Genomic DNA, 17,177 nt, shown 5'->3' on the forward strand with positions numbered 1-17,177 from the left:
GTCAGCAGCCATCAGCTTGTGACATACTTATTTATAATTATATCTCGCGGAGTCAGACGCCCTGCGAGTAATCCAAAAGGAGGCCAAACTTCCCTGCCTCCAATTGATGGTTTACGTTGTTAGTGATGATGAATGATTACAGTTCGATACCAGGACTAAATATCGCTGGAAGCTGAGTCTCACCGCCTTCCATCGATGCCATTGGGTATGCACAGTAATCCGCTGCGTAGTAAGCGCTTGGACGTAGGTTACCTGAAGCACCTGGACCACCAAACGGTGCATCACCACTTGCGCCTGTCAGCTGACGGTTACGGTTGACGATACCGGCACGGATATGATCTACGAAGTATTCCCACTCTGAGTCATCTGTCGATACCAGACCTGCAGACAAACCAAAGCGAGTATCGTTCGCCAGTTCAACAGCTTGCTCTAATGTCTCATAGCGAACAACCTGCAGCAGTGGGCCGAAGTACTCTTCATCCGGTAGTTGTGCAATATTGGTTGCATCGATGATGCCCGGAGTAACGAATGCCGCTTCACCCGCTTTCGCTTCCACTAGGCTTACACCACCTAAAGATTGCAGGTTTGCTTGTGCATCCAGAATGAACTTAGCCGCTGCTTCTGAGATCTGTGGACCCATAAACGGTGCAGGCTCTGCGAAAGGTTGATCGACACGAATCTTCTTAGTTGCCGATACTAGGCTATCGAGCAGTTGATCGCCCTTCTCGCCCAATGGAACATACAAACGACGTGCACACGTACAGCGCTGACCCGCACTGATGAAGGCTGACTGGATGATGGTGTATACCGTTGCATCCACATCACCAAAGTGTTCACTGATCACCATAGGGTTGTTACCACCCATTTCTAGTGCCAACATCTTACCCGGTTGACCAGCAAACTGACGGTGTAGGATATGACCCGTGTTAGCACTGCCGGTGAATAGCACGCCATCTAAGCCTTTCGCATCCGCTAGAGCAATACCCGTCTCTTTAGCACCTTGAACAAGGTTAATTACACCGGCAGGTAGGCCAGCTTCTTGCCAAAGCTTCATCGCAAACTCACCTGTCCACGGAGTCTGCTCCGATGGTTTGAATACAACTGTATTACCCGATAGCAATGCAGGCACGATATGACCATTAGGCAGGTGGCCCGGGAAGTTGTAAGGCCCAAATACTGCCATAACACCTAGAGGGCGGTGACGCAGAACGATCTGGTTGCCCGCAGCTTCACGTGATGATTCACCGGTACGGTCGTGATATGCACGAATTGAGATAGCAATCTTGCCTGCCATTGCACCAGCTTCAGTGCGAGTTTCCCAGATTGGTTTACCCGTCTCTTTAGCAATGATTTGTGCGATCTCTTCGCTGTTCTCTTTCACTTTTTCCGCGAACTTAAGCACAATTGCTTCACGCTCGGCAAAGCTAAGTTTCTTCCAAGTTAAGAACGCTTCGCGCGCCGCAGCGACCGCTGATTCAACTTGAGCAGGTGTCGCACTGTCGCCCTTCCATACTACTTGGTTGTCGTATGGGCTTACTGATGTCATCGCTTCGCCTTGACCGGCTACCCATTGCCCTGCAATCCACTGAGTCATACTTCTATCCTTCTTTGACTAACCATCGAGCTCTATTGAGCCAACATACGAACAAAATCGCCTTCTTTAACTTCCAATGCCTCGGCCACGTTTGGCGCAAGAATCACTTTACCGCTCGCTTGGTCATAAGCACCTTTAGCAGCGACCGCTCGGAAGTTTTCAAATGAGGTGTTACCAATCAGGTAATCTTGAGAGCTTGCATGCTCACTAATTTCAACCTGAGCGCGAATCGAGTGGCGAACTGATTCAATATTACGCAAGTCACACTCAACCGTTGGGCCAGCGTCGAAGATGTCGACATAACCACGGTTGGTAAAGCCTTCACGCTCAAGCAGTTTCAATGCTGGACGTGTTTTTTCATGCACTTGACCAATCACGTCTTGAGCTTCTTGGCTCAAGAGGTTGATGTAAATTGGTAGTTTCGGCATAAGGTCAGCGATAAAGCCTTTCTTACCGATACCCGTTAAGTAATCCGCCAGCGTGAAGTCGATTGAGAAGAAGTGCTCTTGTAGCCACTGCCAGAACGGAGAGTTACCTTCGTCGTCCGACACGCCACGCATCTCCGCGAAAATGGTTTCAGAGAAACGCTCTGGGTGCTCAGCCATTAATAGGAAACGACACTTAGACATTAGGCGACCGTTTAAACCTTTACGGTAATCAGGGCGTAAGAAAAGTGTACAAATCTCGCTGCAACCTGTGTAGTTATTGCCAAATGTCAGTAGCTTAACGACGTTATTTACTTTAAGTCGTTGCGACGAGTGCACCACTTTACTGATGTGGTAAGAGTAAAAAGGCACGTCCCAGCCAATCGAGGCTTCAATACCAGTCGTGCCAGCAACTTCCCCAGTTTCAACGTCAAAACCTACCATTAGGTAACCTTCGTCACCCGGCTCAGTTACGTTTTCTTTGGCAAAACTGTATTCAGAGTGTGTAATTCGATTGGTTAACAGTTCTTCATTAACCGGAAGTGATGTGAATCCATGTCCTGATTCGACCGCACATGTGTGTAGCGCATCGTAATCAGATAATTTAATTGGGCGTACAACAAGCATCATTATTCCCTCCAGATGCAAAACAGGCCCAAAACATTAAGCTTGGGCCTTGAGCTGTGCGTCATGAGATCGCTCTTGTGGCGATCATTTCTATGACGCCGCTTGAGGCTTATACTAGCGAAGCAATTGCTTTATCTAGTTTTGCTAAGCCCTCTTCAATTTCTTCCTTAGTGATCACAAGTGATGGTGTGAAACGAACCACGTTTGCACCCGCAACCAACACCATTAGACCTTCTTTACCCGCAGCAACTAATACGTCACGCGCGCGGCCTTGCCATTCGTCATTCAGAGCCGCACCTAGTAGTAGGCCTTTGCCACGAACTTCACTAAAGATTTGATATTTTTCATTAATTTTCGCTAGGCCATCACGGAATAACGCTTCACGAACCTTCACACCTTCAAGTGTGTCTGGCTGGCTAACAACATCAACAACTGCTTCTGCAACCGCACATGCTAGTGGGTTACCACCGTAAGTTGAACCATGAGTACCCACTTTTAGATGTGGCGCTAATTCATTGGTCGTTAGCATTGCACCGATTGGGAAACCACCACCTAGTGATTTCGCCGTGCTCAAGATATCCGGTGTAACACCCAAACCTTGGTAAGCGTAGAAGTTACCAGTACGGCCGTTACCCGTTTGAACTTCATCGAAAATAAGCAGTGCATTGTGCTTATCACACAGCTCACGTACCGTGTTTACAAACTCAGATGTTGGAGAAATGATGCCGCCTTCGCCTTGTAGAGGTTCCATCATCACAGCACAAGTACGATCAGAGATATGCGCTTCTAGTGCTTCGATATCATTGTACGGAAGGTGCGTTACGTCTCCTGGCTTAGGACCAAAGCCATCTGAGTATGCAGCTTGACCACCAACAGTAACCGTAAAGAATGTACGACCGTGGAAACCCTGTTTAAATGCAATGATCTCAGATTTTTCTGGACCATGAACGTCTGCTGCCCAACGACGAGCAAGCTTAAGTGCTGCTTCGTTCGCTTCTGCACCTGAGTTTGCAAAGAACACTTTCTCTGCAAAACACACGTCTGTTAGTTTTTTCGCTAGACGCAGTGCTGGCTCGTTAGTCATAACGTTACTTAGGTGCCACAGCTTATTTGCTTGCTCTGTCACAGCGTCAACCATCGCTGGGTGACAGTGACCCAAACAGCTCACCGCAATACCACCAGCGAAGTCGATGTACTCACGACCTTGCTGATCCCAAACGCGTGCCCCTTCCCCTTTTACTGGGATCATTTCCATAGGGTTGTAACAAGGCACCATGACCTCATCAAATAGACTACGTTCCACTTTATTTTCCACTGTCATCACACATTCCTTCTCGATACTGCAAGCTTCGCAAAATAAGCGTAATGGTTCATATCTGAGACAAAGGTATTTTGTCTCGCCATCATCCTGCTGCAGCATTATATTTACATTTAATTAACCTTTTCAATAGTAGATTATTCTTTCGCCACGCTAAATAGCCAGGCGAACGTTACTACCTATGACTATTTATGCATCAACGTATCTATTTTATGAAGCTTTTTTTACTTAGACGTGCTTTAACAAACAAGAAATGCAGACAGATCAAGCTCTGAGAGGGGATCGAGAGGAAATAACGCGAATAACTTTGCATAGACACAAAAAACGGTATTCACATCTATAAATGTTATAAAAAGTGATCGGTGTCAGAAGGATTCAAACACTCAGCGGGCTAGAAAATTAGCCAGTAGTTGGTGCCCTTGCTCTGTTTTAATCGATTCAGGGTGAAATTGTACTGCGTCGATCGGCAAAGTCTTGTGCTGATAACCCATAATTTCGTCCATAAGGCCATCTTCAAATTCTGTCCAAGATGTCAGTTCAAAACAGTCCGGCAAGGTGCCATTCTTCACCACTAAGGAGTGATAGCGCGTAACAGTCAGTGGGTTATTCAACCCTTGAAAAACACTCTTCCCAGTGTGACGAATCGGAGAGGTTTTACCGTGCATTACCTGTCTGGCTCTCACGACTTCACCACCAAAGACTTGAGCAATCGCTTGGTGACCAAGACAGACACCTAAGATAGGTAATTTGCCCGCGAAGTGCTCGATAGCCGCAAGCGAGATACCTGCATCGTCAGGCGTACATGGGCCAGGAGAGATCACTAGGTGGTTTGGTTTAAGCGCTTCAATGCCGGCGATATCAATCTCATCATTACGCACAACCTTGACCTCTGCACCCAACTCACAAAAGTATTGGTACAGGTTGTAGGTAAAAGAGTCGTAGTTGTCGATGATAAGTAACATACGTAAATCGTAACCGTATTGAAGAGAACAATAGGATGTGTATTGTGCAGTAAGAGATTAGAAAGGCAAGTCTTTCTACTTATTTACTATTTAAACGAGCCCCATAAAGAAGAGGCGCACTAGGCGCCTCATATCGTTTTTCTTAGATTACTTACAATCTTTCTCGAAGATGGTATCAACCCAATGAGGGTTATCTACGAATGGGTTACGGTTGCCCTGAATCTTTTGAATTTTGCCATTGCGGTTAAATTCAAAGTGATCCACTGGATCTTGCTCATTCCATTCTAGAAGTACACAAACATTACCTAAAGCAGTGCCGTTATTAGTTACGCTTGGCACAAGTTCAAGGTCTGGGTTAGAGACATCGCTGGTATCTTTGCCTTCATAGCGCGTTGCCATGTAGAACATCATACGAGCAACGTCACCCTTCACCTCATCACGAGGCTCAAATGAATCGCCATCTTTTAAGTTACCCGCTTCCGGAGACTCTGAAGTTGGCGAACCACCATTATCAAACTCTAGGTTGCCGCGCTCAGAGTTGATAGACGCATCTGTTGGGCGAAGGTGGTGAATGTCGGTATATGCCGCAGCACGACTGTCATTGAACTCACCATTCGATTTAGGGTAGCTATGCTCACGGTTCCAAGCATCACCATCGTTGTTGCCGCTGCTGGTAAATGTTTTGAGCTGTGAGCGACCGGTATACATCAGAATTACGTTACTGCTGTTGTTAGGATCTTCATCAGTAGTCGCAAGTGCATCCCATACATCGCCATAAGAGAGCTGTGTAATCCCTGTTGAGATGATGTTGTTCAGTGCTTCTTTCAGCTCATCGCCTGTTTTATTCAATGCGCTGTCGTAGTACCCATCAGGGTTGTGCACTTCACCTGGTGGAACTGGTGGCTCAACAATCGTGGTTTGACAAGTTACCTTAGGTAGCGTGCCGACAACGTGTGGATCATGTGCTTGTTCATATGCCGCATTAACACTGAATGCACATGGAATAAGTAAAGTCAGTAGTGTCTTTTTCATACTTTTTATTAGGGACAACGAAGCCCCTACTCCTTAATGCAATGAGGTTACTTGTTAAAACGACGACGTAGGAAGCCAAGTCCTAATAGGCTCAATAGACCGCCTAGGCCAAATGAACCACCATCGCTGCCAGAGTCACTCATTTGAGTAATAGACACTTGCTGCGTTTCAATCACTTTACCTTCAACAGCTGTTGTTACTGTGTAGTCACCGATCTCTAAACCAGAGATAGGGACTTCCGTCCAGCCCAGCGCAATCTCGAACTGATCAAGCACGTCTTTTTGAACATTTGAAGAGGTTGCTACAAACGCTTGAGTTGCATTGTTGAAGCTCACCGACACTTCATCACCCACTTTCAAGTAAGCAGAGTCTGAGTATTTAGTCAGATCAACAAAGTGGTTAAAGGTAGCGCCACCAATCGGAGACTCAGGACGAGGCTCATTGATTGGCTCATCAGGAAGTTCTACTGGCGTACCCGGTTGTACTGGCTGATCTGGATCTGGGAACACAGGATCAACTGGATCAATTGGTTTACCCGCAAAGGCAATCGATAGTACTACTGGATCATGTCCTGAAGCGCGGAACGAGTCAGAGTAGGCTTGACCCAATTCGTGCTTAGCGTCCAGAGTTTGAGATTCGCCTGCGTTGATATTCCAATGGGTTGCGCCAATAACTTTCGATTTAAGTCCCGCAGAAGTCAGAATGTAGTCGAGGCTACCATTCTCATCCCCTTGAACTACGTTGTAGCTATTTGGATCTACAATCTCCATTACGTTCTCAAAACCGTAGCTATCAGTAACAACCACACCTTCTTCGTGTAGAGACTCGTCACCGATAAAGGTTTTTTCAGCCGTTTTGATCTCATAGCTTTCAGGTGCGCCTGAACGATCAGTCAGTACTGTGATTGCATCTTCGTTATTGAAGGCATTTAGGCTACCAAGAATGACTTTTTCGCCTTCCATCTCAGCCAGCTTCTGGCCTAGATAATCCGCAGCAGACACACGTAGGTTTTCACAACCGCCTTGGCGATCATCGTCCGATGTATCTTCTAGACAAACTTGGTCCTTATCCGCAAAGTGGTTTACTGCAACCACAAGTTTCTCTTCACGATCTTTAAATGAGAATACTGGAACAACCGCTGCGTGCTGAGTCGTAAACTCACCATTTTCAGCTTCTTGTTTCGGCATTGGAATCACTTGTAGTGAGTCTAGACCTACGGTGATCGGACGGAAAATAACAAAGTTTGCTGTCGCTAGCTCACCTACCGTTGTTAATCCTTCACTGCTAGCAATGTTGTACTGCTTAGCCTCTGGAAGATCAGCATTAAGCTGAGTCACTAGGTAAGAAATCGCCGAGCTTTCTTCAAAACCGTTGTTTTCAATGTCCATCAAGCCAACGATATCGGCATCAAGCGCAGTTAATGCAGACACAAGTTTTGCTGTTTGATGATCAAACTGCGTTGAGTCTTGTGCACCGGGCGTCGCGTCGTGAGCTAAGAAATCATTGCTCTCACCGCCACCTTGTAAACTATTGAAATACTCTTGGGCATTAAATGTTGCGATACGAACGTCACCTTCATCAACTTTAGGTGCTACGTCACGGTTGTTACCACGTGCAATGAAAGTATCGTTGTTCGCTTCTTCTGTTACGTAGAAACGGTAATCTGAGTAAGAGTACCCAAGCACACCTTGAAGGTTACTTGCTCGGTCGCCAACACGGATGAAATCTTCGGTTGAACCGTTTTGATCAATATCTGTTTTAGCAAAATCTGGATACCAAGCCGGAGCGCCAACTGTATCTTTCTTAAACGATTCAACCACTAAGCGTGCGTCATCATTACAGTCCGCAGCTTTAGCTGCTTCGTCAGTACCAGGGAAGTTCGCTTGGTTCGGATGAACATTTGCTTTACCTTGACTTAGAACTAAGTTGTAACGCTTAGGTCCTTCATCCAAGCTGTAGCTGCGTGAAACGCGCATATCAACCGTCGAAGTCAGGTTAACCAGCATGCCTTCATGACGTTCAAGTGTGAAGTCAAACTCAGAGTCTGAAGAGATTTGCTCAAGATTAACAGCCGTCACTGAACCCGTTCCAACCGCTTTGATAGCCGTTGCTGGGATTTGTGTCCAACCAAAGTTTTCTTGCACTGGGCCTGTTACTTGAACTTTGTCACCGATGCTCAGCCCGGTCACGTCACCGACAACAAAGATACCATCAGAAGTTTTCGGATCGCTGTCTGGCGTTTCATCTTGCATGTAGAAGCCGACCGCAACATCACCATCAAGCGCTTCACTTTGAATCGCAGTGATAACACCCTCTACTGTGAAGGCTTCATCCGAGATGAACTTACCGTTGGCTGGGTCTGTATATGGAGAAGCCCAAGAATCCCCCTGAAGATGACTGATCAATGTATCTGGTGATGGGTCCGGATCTGGATCAGGGTCTGGGTTAACTGAACCGTTGACTTTACCTAGGCCGTCAAATGTATCTGTGGCTAGCTCTGTCCAATCAGATTCATTGTAAGTCGCAGACGGCGATGTACCATTTCTTTGTAATGTAACATCTTTACCCCAACCACTTGCTGTTGGAACGGCGCCTACTACATCGATAAATGTGTCACCATTGAAGAGACCAACAGCATCACCACCATTGTGATATAAAGCGCCCTTAATGGAGCTTACGCCATCATCTAGAGTGATAGTTGCTGAGTCATGTAGAACTACCAATACCGATTTCGCTGGTAATATTTGTCCGTCAAAGATCACCATATCCAATGGATTCTCGTCACCATCTTTATAACGAACTAATTTATAACCGGTTAGGTCGATGTCTTCAGAACCATTGTTAAAGAGTTCGATTGCTTTGTTGTTGGAACTGCCTTCTACATATTCTGTAATAACAACTTCACCAGCACCACCACCCAACTCAACCTTGCCAAAGTCACTCCAATCATTCATATCTACAACTTCAAACTTACTTGCGTCGTAAGTTGTACTTGGAGACATATCTGTTCTTCGTAATGTAACGTCTTTATTAAAGTCCTGGCCGTCGCCAGCACCGACGATATCAACAACAGTACCATTGTTTCGCACAGCGACAGTATCGTTACCATTGAAGTAAGTTACGGTAGACTCAACGTCACCCTTACCTTTTAATTCATCCGCCGCACTTGCATTAACAATGACATAAGTTTGCCCTGAAGCCAGCGTCACGCCATCCAAAGATTGGCTGCTGTTCCAATCTCCACCATTCGGTGCAAGATCGACCGTATAGCCATCCAAAGTGGCAGAAGATGAGCCGACATTGGCGATTTCAATTGCCTTATTGCTCCCTGAGCCTTCAGTGATCTCAGAGATGATGATATTCGCGTTTGCCATAGGCGCAATAACCGCACCAACAGCAATCGCTATTAAACTTTTTTTCATGTTTGAACCTCAAAGGTAAACAAATTTATATCCATATCAGCCAAGTCAACACAGTGTTTCCTTAGCTTTACTCAAAAGAAAGGGTTAGTGAAAATTACTAACCCTTTTATCAATTACTGACGACGGCGGCGTAGGAAACCAAGACCAATCAGTGACAACAGAGCGCCGAAGCCAAAGCTACCACCTGAACCATCGTATGATTCAGTAACTGGCTTAACATTGCTTGAATCTCGTTTAACGATATCCGTAGCCATTGATTTTGACTCAATCACTTGAGATGCAGAATCCGATCGACTTACTGCATCACGCTTCAAAGTCATCGTAAAGGTGTACTCACCAGCCTCAAGACCAGCGACATCAAACATAACTGTCTGTTCGCCATCTTTGCTCAGTGTGACCTTTGGTAGACCTACGTTCGCAGGGCGAGGAGAGATAGCAATTTCCGCGATGTCACCAGATTTAGCGTCTTTGGAAACAGGGAAACCGATATCAGCACGACCACTCTTAATTGCGATCTTCACTGATGTTTCACCCGCTTCACCATAGGTGTAACCAAGCGTTACCATCGCAGGATCGTGGTCTGAAGAACGGAATGGCGACTGTTCGTAGAACGGGTTGCTCACTTCGTCTGACGCTTTCTTATAGTTGCTGTAATCATATAGAGATGATTCTGGCGCATTAATATGCCAATCCACAGCATCCACTAAACGCTTCTCAAGAGAAGGTGTGATCAGTAAGTGATCAAGAGAGCCAATCTCAGTATTGTACGAGTAACTCCATGCCGTTTTTCCTGCTGGTGTTTTCAGGTTTAGGGCATTTAAGTAGCCAAACGTTTTAGTAATTTGTTGACCATCTAGCTCAAACACTTTGCCATCTACAGAGGTGTAACTTGACGCGTAAATTTCTTTATTTGTCGGGTTGTCCGTTAGAATCAACATTGGGTCTTCAAACGCATAAGAGTTCATATCCCCTAGCACAACTTGATCGCCGCCAATCTTAGCCATTTCAGTACCTAGATGGTACGCAGCTGCAGAACGGAAGTTCTCACAAGAACCTTGGTAATCGTCATTGCGAACGTCATCATTTACTGGGTCAAAACCTTCCCAAGATTCCCAACCAACCCAGTCTTCATAACAAGTTGAACCTTTCGACTTAAGGTGGTTGATCGCGACCGTTAGTTGTTTACCTGTACTAAGCACGTTAAACGTTGCTGCCACAGTATTACGCTGGTAGTTATCTCCACTTTCACGAACAGCGCCAGTGTCGTCGACAATCGGTGCACCCGATGAATCAACAATCATTGGTGCGTGCTGTTCAGGCATTGGAATCACTTTACCTGATACTAAAGACACCTTAGATGGACGGTAAATAACGCCTGTCGTGATGACATCAGTACCAATTGTGTCTTGCTCATCTAGGACTGTGTCACCGTTCTTATCGAAACCTACAAATACATAACGGTTGTGTTGTGATGTCGAGTAATGGCGTTTGTTGTAATCTTCTTCGTCATACTTAGCGTTCACTTTGGCCAGCAATTGTTTAATTGCGCCAAAGTCACCAAAGCCATTGTTCTCAACTTCCATTAAGCCAAGTACATCAGCATTTAAGCTAAAGATTGCTTCTACAATCTTGGCTTCTTGACGCTCAAACTCTTCTTGCGATTTTGCACCACGATTATCACCGAATGAATTACTTGAACCGCCATATGGTGAGTTGAAGTAATTCAATACGTTTTGTGTTGCGACTTTAATTGTAAAGCCGTGGTCACCATAAGACTCTTCAACATCAATGTTGTGAAGCATGTAGTCAGGTGATCTCTTATCAGTATTCGCCACAGTACGAGGGGTATTAGCTGTAATGTCTGTATCTTTCATGACAAAGTCAGCTTTTGGCACCAAACGATATTCGCTAAAACTGTAGGTAATCACACCTTCTACATTTTTGATGCCATCGTTGATACGAATCGGATATTTATTTGGGTCATCGTTAAATTGTGGATAGTAAGGGATCTTACCGTTACTTGGCGCAGTCGCACTGTCTAAAAATAAAGTGGCATCTTTGTTCTGCTGGATTTTTGCCAAAGATTCAAAGCTACCTGCAACATACTTTTGGTTCGGGTGGAAGTTGGGTTCCTCATATGCAAGTGCAATGTTGTTGCGATATTGTTCTTTATGATAAAGCTCAAAGTCGAACGCAAATGCACGTGTCACGCGCATGTCTTGATTGCCTGTTTTAGTATCGTCCATATCTTCAACAAGCTTCACTAACATACCTTCGTGACGCTCTAGCGTTTTAGCGAATGAAGCACCGTCGCCTTTAAGACGTTTAAGCTCAACAGCAGGAGTTAAGACTGGAGTACTGTTTACCACATTCCATTCACCATCTTTTTCAAGAGCAAATTGAGTTTGGCCTAACTCCTCACGCACTTTACCAACAACCGTAATCTCTTGACCAAGCATCGAGCTAGTTGCTTTTTCAGAATTTACAAATAAGCCATTGGATGTCATTGGATCTTCATCATCATCGAACAAGAAGAAACCTTTCGATATTCCCTGATTAGCACTTGTTAGGACATGCGCCACACGAGCTGTCACTTTAAAATTCTTCGTTGTCTCGTATACCTTGTCATCCTTCAGATCACTGCCATACTCCTCTTCAATCAAAGGAGAAAACATTCCATTACCTTGGACTTCTGAAATCGTAACATCTACAGGCGGTGTCGGCGGCGGCGGTGGGGTCTCTAGTGTTGGAAGACCTAAATCAGTGTAAACATCCGTCCCCTTGTTTACCCAATGCAGAGCTTCATAACTAGAGTCTGGGGATTTGGCATCATTAGTGCGGCGCAGAGTGACTTCTTTCCCCCAAGAACTATTAACACCAATAATGTCATGCACGTTTGTATGATCAGACGCTGAGCCAATCCATACTGCATCGTCACCATTGAAATTCAATGCGTCATGGCCAATTGCTGTACCGCCATTTTGGTCGTTGTGACTACCAGAAAAAACAATTGTCGCGCCATTCGCTGCTACGGCATCTTTCAGATCTTTTGTTGCATTATCAGCAACAACGATGATCGACTTACCCGCAGGAATAGTTACATTTTCTAATACTGGAGTGCTGTCATCAGGCTTCAAAACCTTGTTGTTATACTTGCTGTAATACAAAGCATGATTTGTAAAAGTAAAATCTGAGGTGCCGAAGTTAGTGATTTCAATAGCGCTGTTAATTGCATAAGAATCTACACTCGATTCCACATACTCAGTGATAATTACATCATTAATATCAGCCAGTGCCGCGCCACTAAGCACACTACTAATCGCACCAGCGAGTAGAGTCATTTTTTTGTTCATTTCGATATCTCTCTGATTTAATTAGAAGTAAACGCGAGCGTAAGCGTAAGCGTCTTGAGCTGCTTCACCAGTGTTCCACTCAAATGCGATAATGCTCGAACCAGTTGGTCGGTAGTTAACACCCAATGTTCCCCATACACGCTCATCACCCCAGCTGTAGTAATCGCCTACACCTCCTGTTGCAATGTGGTCAGCGTTTTTGATGGCCCATTTTTCATACTCTTCAACGTTGTAAGATGCTGTGAATTCCCACTGTTCTGTGAGCTGGTATTTCGCAGACGCTAGATAACCCTTGTTCTCTTGAGTTTCATACTCAGAGTACAGAGTACATTCAGGGACTCCAGTGTCTGGATTCGGTGTTTCAACAATGCAGCTACCAATATCTTCTTCTTCATAGAAAGCATTAACACCAAGATGAAAAGTTTCTGTTACCGCAAGGCGAGCACCAGCACCTAGCAGACGCTGCTCGCCATATTTCGATTTTCCGTCAGAACCGCCGCGGCCTTCTGCACCAGCAACGACAGAGAAGCGATCGCCAAAGTAACCAATGTAACCATTCACTATTTCGCCAAGCTCAGAGCCAGAAGATGATTCAGCGCGGTTGGTGTACGAAGCGCCAACTTTGATTGCGCCAAAGTATTTACCTTCGTACTTAACGGTCATGTCTTGGTCGCCCGCTTCGCCGGTTTCAACCGTGGTATCAAAAGTGAAGTCACCCCACTTGTCGTAATCATCAAATGCAGTATCGGTTAGACCTACCTCTACGTAGTGTTCTTGATTCTTGCTCTTGTACAGGTCGTATCCAATAAAGACCTTGTCGATCGCCAGAACCATATCACCTGAACCGTATTCCCAGTTCTCACGCTCATAATCCAGCTCTAAGCGATAGTGCATCTTGTCTTGTTTGCCCTTCACACCCATGGTTGCGAATGAGTCATCAATGAAGGTTTGGTCTGCGTAAAACTCACCGTATTCGTAGTTAGCGCCAATATGACCACCAACGCCGACCTCACCATAAAGTTTTACGAAGTCACCATTCTCATCTTCATAAATAGTTACGGCATTTACTGCCGATGCCATAAACAAAGAAGAAATAGCTAGCGCCACTGCATTTCTTTTTAACATCACTTATTTCCTTAAATTCAACACTCGTAATGGAATATCGTTCCAAAGCCAGTTAGCGCGAAAAAATTTCAACCATTTATTTTATAAATATGATTTCGATTAAAATTTACGCGTGAAAAAGCACAGATTCACCACAGTGATTCTGGATGTAGCCAAGCCTACTTGTTTATATTAAACCTGTGTAATCTCTTACTTTTATGTAACCAGATAAAGCGATAAACACCATAAATGAGGTTCATTTCACATTTATGTCGCTGATATTACGGGGTTGATTATAAATTCAACAGAATGGGTGATGTGCAATAGAGCATTTCATCTAAATTATTAAAATATTGCTCTACATCTCAGAAAGTTATTTAAGTTGATGTTAAGTGAATTATTAATAAGGCTAAATTTTATAGTTGAGATAATTGGTATAACATAACAACTAGGGTGATTTTGATTACGCGCGCTTACAAATATATATATTAATTACCGCAGTTATATATTGAGTACGTGCATGCATTATTTGGCAAATTACATTCCACTAGATACAAAAAAGCCCCTGCATTGCAGGGGCTTCCAATCAACAATTCTTGTCCGTAAATACTATGGGCGAGTTACAAAACCTACTGCTTCATATGCTTTCTTCAGGGTTACTGCTGCGCGCTCTGAAGCTTTTTCTGCGCCCGCTTTCATTACTGCGTCCATGTAGGCACGATCTTCACGAATGCGGCGGTATTCCGCTTGGATTGGCTCTAGCATCTCTACGATCGCGGCACCGACATCTTTCTTAAATGGACCGTACATCTCTACGCCTTGGTACTGCGCTTCAATCTCTTCAAACGTTTTACCCGTTGCTGCAGAGTACAGACCCATTAGGTTAGAGATACCCGCTTTGTTTTCCCAGTCGTGAGCGATGCGCGGTGGTGTTTCCGCATCTGTTTGCGCTTTGTTGATCTTCTTAATGATCGACTTAGGCTCTTCCAGAAGAGTAATCACGTTCTTACGGTTATCATCTGATTTTGACATCTTCTTAGTTGCATCTTGCAGGCTCATTACACGTGCATTCACTGTTGGGATATACGGTTCTGGCACTTCGAAGATTGGCTGCTCAGGAGAGTAGATGTTGTTGAATCGAGTCGCGATATCACGCGCTAGCTCAAGGTGCTGCTTCTGGTCGCTACCTACTGGCACTTGGTGAGCACCGTATAACAAGATATCTGCAGCCATCAGCACTGGGTAATCAAACAGACCTACGTTTACGTCATTTGAGTGACGTGCAGACTTGTCTTTAAACTGAGTCATACGGCTCAGTTCACCCATTTGTGTGTAACAGTTAAGAAGCCAACCAAGTTGAGCATGTTCTGGTACGTGAGACTGAACAAATAGCGTGCTCTTCTTTGGATCAACACCGACAGCAAGACAGATTGCTAGTGCGTCTAGAGTCGCTTCATGCAGCGCTTTCGGATCTTGACGAACCGTAACCGCGTGAAGGTCTACAACACAGTATTGGCAATCGTAGTCATCTTGCATCTGTTGCCATTGACGTAGAGCACCCAAGTAGTTACCGATACTTAGTTCACCAGATGGTTGAACACCACTCAATACGATGGGCTTGCTCATGGTTTTAATTCCTTTGCTTACTTGCTAGCTTTTAAACTCAGTTTGTTTAACGTTGCGTCTTACAGACTAGCTTCTTAACTTAAAAATAGAAAAGCCGCACAGCTCTTCTGTGCGGCTCATCCAGTGTACTCATTGACAAGTATTTTGCCAGTAGCTTAACTAACTTTTGTACGCTTTATGCTGAAACGAGAACAACATCGAGTAATTGCGCGACACTATCGGCCACATAGTCAGGGTTTGATGCAGAGATCGGTTCACCGTGGTTATAGCCATAAGTCAGACCGAACGAGTGACAACCCGCATTCTTCGCCGCTTTGATGTCGTTACTTGAATCACCGACCATCAACATTTCGTCAGCTTCTACGTTGTGCTTTTCTAGCAACCAGTTTAGCGCTACTGGGTTCGGCTTCTTCTCTGGGAACGAATCACCACCTAACACATCAACAAAGTACTTATCGATACCGTGTTGCACTAGTACATCTGGCACAAACTTTGACGGCTTGTTAGTTACCAACGCCATAGTAAAGCCTGCTTTGTGCAGTTCTGCCAGGGTCTCTTTTACTGATGGATAAAGGTGGCTTAGCTTATGCCCACCCTGCTCGTAGAAATCATCAAACAAGATACGCGCTTTCTTTAGCAGCTCTGACTCTAGGTTTGGATCTACCGTTAGACTGCGGCTCAAGGAGCGTCCGATAAGAACATCGGCACCGTTGCCCACATAATCACGTACTTCCTCTTCGCTTACTGCAGGGAATCCCATCGCCTGACACGCTTGGTCCGCGGCAACCGCAAGATCTGGCACGCTATCTAATAAGGTTCCATCCAAATCAAAGGCAATCAGTTTTATTGAGCTTAATGACATCTTACTTTCCTATTTTTTGTATTCGCCTTATGAGTTGAGCAATAAGACGTAAAAAAGGGGCCAATCAGCCCCTTTATCTAAATTCTTTAGTTTAGGTCAACAGACCCTAGTTCTACTTTTATGCGTTAACTTTTGCAAGCTCTGCACGCATCTCATCAATCACTTCTTTGTAATCAGGCTGATTGAAAATTGCTGAACCCGCAACAAACATATCTGCGCCCGCTTCTGCGATTTCACGAATGTTATCTACTTTTACGCCGCCATCAATCTCAAGACGGATGTCACGGCCTGATTCGTCGATCATCTTACGAACCGCACGCAACTTATCTAAAGTGTGAGGAATGAAAGATTGACCACCAAAGCCTGGGTTTACCGACATCAGTAGAATCAAATCTACTTTATCCATAATGTAGTCTAGGCATGAAAGCGGTGTTGCTGGGTTTAATACAACGCCTGCTTTACAGCCGTGCTCTTTGATAAGCTGTAGTGTACGATCGATGTGCTCAGAAGCTTCAACGTGGAACGTGATCATCGATGCACCGGCTTTAGCGAAATCAGGTACGATGTTATCGACAGGTTTAACCATTAGGTGAACGTCGATCGGTGCGGTAATACCGTAGTCACGAAGCGCTTTACAGATAGGTGCGCCAAAAGTCAGGTTTGGTACGTAGTGGTTATCCATCACATCAAAGTGCACAACGTCGGCACCCGCTGCAAGAACACGTTCTACGTCTTCACCAAGACGAGCAAAATCTGCAGACAAAATAGATGGAGCGATTAGAAAATCTTTCATACCAGACCTCTTAAGAGTGAGTAAAATGCGAATATCACCGCCTTGGTGGCATCTCATAC

General features: G+C 45.0%; 11 protein-coding genes. All 11 read right to left on the minus strand.

Annotated features, from left to right (window positions below; genetic code table 11):
- Positions 1-136: 136 nt before the first annotated feature.
- Positions 137-1,594 (minus strand): succinylglutamate-semialdehyde dehydrogenase, encoded by a 1,458-nt coding sequence (gene astD / locus L1D60_RS15420; protein ID WP_239841902.1) that lies wholly within the window; start codon positions 1,592-1,594, stop codon positions 137-139.
- A gap of 32 nt (positions 1,595-1,626) precedes the next feature.
- Entirely contained in the window at positions 1,627-2,646 is a 1,020-nt protein-coding gene (gene astA, locus L1D60_RS15425; RefSeq protein WP_239841985.1) for an arginine N-succinyltransferase, read from the minus strand.
- Positions 2,647-2,755: 109 nt separating this feature from the next.
- On the minus strand, positions 2,756-3,967 hold the full coding sequence (locus tag L1D60_RS15430) for an aspartate aminotransferase family protein (protein WP_239841903.1): 1,212 nt from the start codon (positions 3,965-3,967) through the stop codon (positions 2,756-2,758).
- 380 nt (positions 3,968-4,347) lie between these two features.
- On the minus strand, positions 4,348-4,926 hold the full coding sequence (locus tag L1D60_RS15435) for an aminodeoxychorismate/anthranilate synthase component II (RefSeq protein WP_239841904.1): 579 nt from the start codon (positions 4,924-4,926) through the stop codon (positions 4,348-4,350).
- Between the two features lie 147 nt (positions 4,927-5,073).
- On the minus strand, positions 5,074-5,958 hold the full coding sequence (locus tag L1D60_RS15440; RefSeq protein WP_239841905.1) for an endonuclease: 885 nt from the start codon (positions 5,956-5,958) through the stop codon (positions 5,074-5,076).
- Between the two features lie 47 nt (positions 5,959-6,005).
- Positions 6,006-9,380 (minus strand): ExeM/NucH family extracellular endonuclease, encoded by a 3,375-nt coding sequence (locus L1D60_RS15445; protein ID WP_239841906.1) that lies wholly within the window; start codon positions 9,378-9,380, stop codon positions 6,006-6,008.
- A 113-nt stretch (positions 9,381-9,493) separates the two neighbouring features.
- A complete protein-coding gene (locus tag L1D60_RS15450; RefSeq protein ID WP_239841907.1) occupies positions 9,494-12,733 on the minus strand; it encodes an ExeM/NucH family extracellular endonuclease in 3,240 nt (1,079 codons plus the stop codon).
- Positions 12,734-12,754: 21 nt separating this feature from the next.
- Positions 12,755-13,858: a porin gene (locus tag L1D60_RS15455; protein WP_239841908.1), complete on the minus strand. Its 1,104-nt coding sequence runs from the start codon at positions 13,856-13,858 to the stop codon at positions 12,755-12,757.
- A gap of 588 nt (positions 13,859-14,446) precedes the next feature.
- Positions 14,447-15,463 carry a tryptophan--tRNA ligase gene (gene trpS, locus L1D60_RS15460; protein ID WP_239841909.1) on the minus strand — a complete coding sequence of 339 codons (1,017 nt, stop codon included), beginning with the start codon at positions 15,461-15,463 and terminating at the stop codon, positions 14,447-14,449.
- Positions 15,464-15,638: 175 nt separating this feature from the next.
- On the minus strand, positions 15,639-16,325 hold the full coding sequence (locus tag L1D60_RS15465; RefSeq protein ID WP_239841910.1) for a phosphoglycolate phosphatase: 687 nt from the start codon (positions 16,323-16,325) through the stop codon (positions 15,639-15,641).
- A gap of 118 nt (positions 16,326-16,443) precedes the next feature.
- Positions 16,444-17,118 carry a ribulose-phosphate 3-epimerase gene (rpe, locus tag L1D60_RS15470; RefSeq protein WP_032550011.1) on the minus strand — a complete coding sequence of 225 codons (675 nt, stop codon included), beginning with the start codon at positions 17,116-17,118 and terminating at the stop codon, positions 16,444-16,446.
- Positions 17,119-17,177: the final 59 nt, after the last annotated feature.

The organism is Vibrio sp. Isolate30 (assembly GCF_022397975.1).
GTDB lineage: Bacteria > Pseudomonadota > Gammaproteobacteria > Enterobacterales > Vibrionaceae > Vibrio > Vibrio fortis.

What these genes read in the sequence shown, in the direction of transcription:
- astD (WP_239841902.1), bottom strand. Translation starts at nt 1,594, where the DNA reads ATGACTCAGTGGATTGCAGGGCAATGGGTAGCCGGTCAAGGCGAAGCG.
- astA (WP_239841985.1), bottom strand. Translation starts at nt 2,646, where the DNA reads ATGCTTGTTGTACGCCCAATTAAATTATCTGATTACGATGCGCTACAC.
- L1D60_RS15430 (WP_239841903.1), bottom strand. Translation starts at nt 3,967, where the DNA reads ATGACAGTGGAAAATAAAGTGGAACGTAGTCTATTTGATGAGGTCATG.
- L1D60_RS15435 (WP_239841904.1), bottom strand. Translation starts at nt 4,926, where the DNA reads ATGTTACTTATCATCGACAACTACGACTCTTTTACCTACAACCTGTAC.
- L1D60_RS15440 (WP_239841905.1), bottom strand. Translation starts at nt 5,958, where the DNA reads ATGAAAAAGACACTACTGACTTTACTTATTCCATGTGCATTCAGTGTT.
- L1D60_RS15445 (WP_239841906.1), bottom strand. Translation starts at nt 9,380, where the DNA reads ATGAAAAAAAGTTTAATAGCGATTGCTGTTGGTGCGGTTATTGCGCCT.
- L1D60_RS15450 (WP_239841907.1), bottom strand. Translation starts at nt 12,733, where the DNA reads ATGAACAAAAAAATGACTCTACTCGCTGGTGCGATTAGTAGTGTGCTT.
- L1D60_RS15455 (WP_239841908.1), bottom strand. Translation starts at nt 13,858, where the DNA reads ATGTTAAAAAGAAATGCAGTGGCGCTAGCTATTTCTTCTTTGTTTATG.
- trpS (WP_239841909.1), bottom strand. Translation starts at nt 15,463, where the DNA reads ATGAGCAAGCCCATCGTATTGAGTGGTGTTCAACCATCTGGTGAACTA.
- L1D60_RS15465 (WP_239841910.1), bottom strand. Translation starts at nt 16,325, where the DNA reads ATGTCATTAAGCTCAATAAAACTGATTGCCTTTGATTTGGATGGAACC.
- rpe (WP_032550011.1), bottom strand. Translation starts at nt 17,118, where the DNA reads ATGAAAGATTTTCTAATCGCTCCATCTATTTTGTCTGCAGATTTTGCT.